Below are 4,205 nucleotides of genomic sequence, written 5' to 3'. Positions count from 1 at the left end.
GCTTCCGGGAAGGAGTGAATCACGCCCAGCTCGGCCACGCCACGGACTTCTTCAACACCCTGCTAGACGGCCGCTAGAAACGGCCTGCTGGACAGTAGCGACCTGTTTGAGCTTGCTAATCCAGGTCGCATCGGAATCAACGGACACAATCATGCCCTTCGACTCCCGAATAGCCAATGCGGTCGATCCGCCGCAGCCGAACTCAAGGTAGAACTTTGACCGTCTGAGATAGCGCGTGAGCAGGGAAACTTCGGCGTCCGTCATCCGAATAGGCGGATCAGCTTGAGGCTTCGGAGCTGATGATATCTCGCCATTACAATAAGATGCGAGCTGTTTGCGGACCTGGACTAGGGCTTCAGTTGTAATCTCATGCGGCAACAGGAGTTCATCCTCCATTACCTTGGTCTCACCAAATCCCATTTTAGCGAACAGCCCTGGGTTGGTATGTAGTCCAATTTCGCCAATGTACTGACCATATGCCGGAACGGTGTTGAGCTTGACCCCACCGGTCAGAAAACAGGCGAGCGTTTTGGCTACGTCCTGACTGGTACCCGGGGCGCCACAGCCCCAGCTATGGAAAAGGTCCTTGATTTTTTGACCGGGACGCTTCCTATAATCTGCCCCCCGGACGAGGGCCAAGTATTGCTCGACATAGGGCGCAGATTTACGCCATTGAGCCTGAGTTAAAGCAAACGCCCAATTATGGCCGAGGAGGGCTATTTCGGCACTTCTTCTCCGCTGCTCATCTAACGATGCTATATGATCGCCGTAAACGCTCACGTAGCCAATTTCAGGATGGCTGGAGGCAAGTTCCAGCATTTCGTACATGGCCTTCAGATACAAGGGCCCGAGAACAAGGTCGTCTTCCAAGAAAATTGCTGCAGGTGCCGATAGATTGTCGAAAACCTCCCTCTCCGCACGTTCAAAATTTAGTGCTACACCAAGATTACTTTCTGAAGAAAAAACTTGTCCGTCTGGAAAATTATCTTTGAATATCTTTATGTTTCTTTCGATGTCCGACTGAGATGCTCGCTCTTCTCCGGAATACGGGTCGATACTACCATCCTGAAAATAAAGCAGTTTGTGACGGCTCAGGTCCACGCCTTGCTGGGTCTTGAGCGATGTCAAGACCCGTTGCAGATAATTCGGTCGGTTAAAGCCCATAATGGCGATCGGCAGTTCTGCCATACTCATTTTTAGATCCCGGTCGGTGAGCTTCTGGAGGATTTAGACCCTTAAGCCGTTTTTGTTGTTCGGCATCTCCTTCGCTCTTCAGGTTGGAACCATTCTGTTGGACCGTGCTCGCCGGAGAAGAGGCGCCGCTGCGCAACACGTATAGCTGTGAGGCGGGGGGATACGTCAACACGTTTGGTCCATGCCGCTTGGTGCTTGGACCCGCCTCGATTGTGCGGAGTCTGGAGCCGCGCAACGTAACAACTGGGGCGCATGGATTGTGCCGAGACGGGCACGAAAAAGGATGGGTCAATGGGCTCCCGCCGCGCTTGAGGCGTTGGGTGTGACGGTGACCGGCGTGGGGCCTACGCTTCTCCGATCCAGCTCAGAGTGGATCTGGAGGAAGAGCGATGGATCACTTCGTCGGCCTCGATGTCTCGGTGCGCAGCACGAGCATAGACGTGGAAGTTCGCCTCGTGCACGCTCCATATCTCGACCATGAGCACCGCGTCGCGCTTGGCCCGAGCCGGTAGCCGCTCCGGATCGGCCCGCCGCGCGGCATGGGCGTGGTACGTCGACGGGGCGATCGGCAGGACCTCGGCTAGATCGGCTCGACCCCGTAGGGGGACTGTCAGGAATTTCGTGTTGGGCGGCCATAGTGGAGCCGAAGGAGGTCCCCGATGGCACGACGGAAAGCACCGCACATCCCTGACGCGCTCCTGGACCAGTTGCTGGCCGGCGCCGATCCCAAGACGGCGTTCGAGTCCGACGGCTTGCTGGACGCGCTGAAGAAGGCCCTGGCCGAGCGGGCGCTCAACGCCGAGATGGACCACCATCTGGCGGGCGAGGACGCCGGCAACAGCCGCAACGGCTATGGCCGCAAGACCGTGACCACCGAGACCGGCCGGATCGAGCTGGCGATCCCCCGCGACCGGCAGGCGACCTTCGACCCGCAGCTGATCGCCCGCTATCAGCGCCGGTTTCCGGGCTTCGACGACAAGATCGTGTCGATGTACGCCCGCGGCATGAGCACCCGGGAGATCGTCGGGCACCTGCGCGAGCTCTACGGGATCGAGGTCTCGCCCGACCTGATCAGCGCGGTGACCGACGCAGTGCTGGAGGAGGTCGCTGCCTGGCAGGCCCGGCCGCTGGAGCCGGTCTACCCGATCGTGTTCTTCGACGCCCTGCGGATCAAGGTGCGCGACGAGGGCCTGGTCCGCAACAAGGCCGTTTACGTCGCGCTCGGCGTGCGCGCCGACGGCTCCAAGGAGATCCTCGGCCTGTGGCTGGAGCAGAACGAGGGCGCCAAGTTCTGGTTGCGGGTCATGAACGAGTTGAGGAACCGCGGTGTCGAGGACGTGCTCTTGGCCGTGGTCGACGGGCTGAAGGGCTTCCCCGACGCGATCCGGTCGGTTTTTCCAGAGGCGACGGTCCAGACCTGCATCGTCCATCTCCTGCGCCACAGCCTCGACTTCGTCTCCTACAAGGACCGTAAGCTCGTGGCGGCCGCGCTGAAGGACATCTATCGCGCGCTCGATGCCGCTGCCGGCGAGGCGGCCTTAGCGGCCTTCGAGGCGAGCGAGTGGGGCCGGCGCTATCCGGCCATCGCCCAGAGCTGCCGGCGGGCCTGGAGCGAGGTGGTCCCGTTCTACGCCTTCCCCGGCGAGGTGCGCCGGATCCTCTACACCACGAACGCCATTGAGGCTCTGAACGCCACGCTGCGTCGGGCTGTGCGCGCCCGGGGTCACTTCCCGACCGACGAGGCTGCGCTGAAGCTGCTCTACCTCGTCTTGAACCGCTCCGAGAAGGCGTGGAAGATGGGTCCGCGTGAGTGGATCATGGCCAAAGCGCAGTTCGCCGTCATCTTCGGTGAGCGCTTCACCCGGGCCATGGCGGCCTGATGTTCAATTCGCCGCCCACACACGGAATTTCCGATAGTCCCCCCCGTAGGTAGCGCGATGATCGTCACGTGACCGCGATCATGACCGAAACCGGCGGTCGAGCTCCGCGTGGGCAAAATACGCGGATGCCTTCCTGAGGATCTCGTTGGCCTGCCGGAGTTCGCGGTTCTCCCGCTCCAGCGCCTTGATCCGCTCGCGCTCGTCCGTCGTCGGTCCGGCCCGCACGCCCCGGTCGCGCTCGGCCTGACGCACCCAGTTGCGCAGCGTCTCACCCGAGCAGCCGATCTTGGCGGCGATCGAGCGGATCGCGCCATGCTGGGTGTCGTGCTCGCCTTGGTGCTCCAGCACCATCCGCACTGCGCGTTCGCGGACCTCGGGGGAAAACGGTGGGGCATGCTTCGTCATGGCTCCCTCCTCGCAAGATCAGGAGCCTCCGAAAATCCCGGGGCGGTTCACTGCATCTGCTGCGACCAACGCCAGGCGCTGACCCGGCTCACCCCAAAGCGCTCAGTCGCTCGCTGGCAGGTCGCCTGGAAGACACTGCGCATGCGACGCGCTGGCGTAGATCGACGGACAAGGTCGTTGGCATGGCCTCCTCCTTGCCCCGTCAACGCCCAGCCGCCCAGCATAGCTTTCGATCGAACGAGTTCCGCTCTAGAGAGAAGCCAGACTAATCAGGAGTTTCGCCTGTGCGCATCGCGATGGTTGGATCGGGCTATGTCGGCCTCGTCTCGGGCACCTGCTTCGCCGATTTCGGGCATGAGGTGGTCTGCATCGACAAGGATCCGGCCAAGATCGAGGCCCTGAAGGCCGGCCGGATCCCGATCTTCGAGCCCGGCCTCGAGGCCCTCGTGGCCGACAATGCGCGGCAGGGCCGGCTTACCTTCACCACCGCGATGCGCGAGGCGGTGGCGGGCGCCGACGCGGTCTTCATCGCGGTCGGGACGCCCTCCCGCCGCGGCGACGGCTTTGCCGACCTCACCTATGTCTACGCCGCCGCCAGGGAGATCGCCGCGTCGCTCTCGGGTTACACCGTGGTGGTCACCAAATCGACCGTGCCGGTCGGCACCGGCGACGAGGTCGAGCGCATCATCCGCGAGGCCGCCCCCGAGGCCGAGGTCGCGGTGGTCT

General features: G+C 62.2%; 3 protein-coding genes and 2 pseudogenes. 2 read left to right on the top strand and 3 right to left on the bottom strand.

Translation table 11 applies throughout. The features are described 5' to 3' along the window. Positions 1-51: 51 nt before the first annotated feature. Together F6X53_RS28315 and F6X53_RS28310 are read right to left on the bottom strand one after the other, a co-directional pair. Complete coding sequence (locus F6X53_RS28315; protein WP_151004674.1) at positions 52-1,194, bottom strand: glycosyltransferase family protein; 1,143 nt, start codon at positions 1,192-1,194, stop codon at positions 52-54. A 392-nt stretch (positions 1,195-1,586) separates the two neighbouring features. Then, positions 1,587-1,795 (bottom strand): annotated as a pseudogene (locus F6X53_RS28310) (IS3 family transposase); the annotation flags it as partial. A 58-nt stretch (positions 1,796-1,853) separates the two neighbouring features. Between F6X53_RS28310 and F6X53_RS28305 the strand changes: the two are divergent. Then, positions 1,854-3,074: an IS256 family transposase gene (locus F6X53_RS28305; protein WP_151004673.1), complete on the top strand. Its 1,221-nt coding sequence runs from the start codon at positions 1,854-1,856 to the stop codon at positions 3,072-3,074. Between the two features lie 42 nt (positions 3,075-3,116). On the opposite strand, the pseudogene F6X53_RS28300 reads toward F6X53_RS28305, so the two are convergent. Then, positions 3,117-3,479 (bottom strand): annotated as a pseudogene (locus tag F6X53_RS28300) (transposase); the annotation flags it as partial. Between the two features lie 284 nt (positions 3,480-3,763). Here F6X53_RS28300 and F6X53_RS33455 point away from each other — a divergent pair. After that, a partial coding sequence (locus F6X53_RS33455) for a 3-hydroxyacyl-CoA dehydrogenase NAD-binding domain-containing protein (RefSeq protein ID WP_425324709.1) occupies positions 3,764-4,205 on the top strand: 442 nt, incomplete at its 3' end.

This window comes from Methylobacterium soli (genome assembly GCF_008806385.1).
GTDB lineage: Bacteria > Pseudomonadota > Alphaproteobacteria > Rhizobiales > Beijerinckiaceae > Methylobacterium > Methylobacterium soli.
Note: the sequence above shows the minus strand (reverse complement) of the source record. Positions and strands in the feature narration are given on the sequence as shown.

What these genes read in the sequence shown, in the direction of transcription:
- F6X53_RS28315 (WP_151004674.1), bottom strand. Translation starts at nt 1,194, where the DNA reads ATGAGTATGGCAGAACTGCCGATCGCCATTATGGGCTTTAACCGACCG.
- F6X53_RS28305 (WP_151004673.1), top strand. Translation starts at nt 1,854, where the DNA reads ATGGCACGACGGAAAGCACCGCACATCCCTGACGCGCTCCTGGACCAG.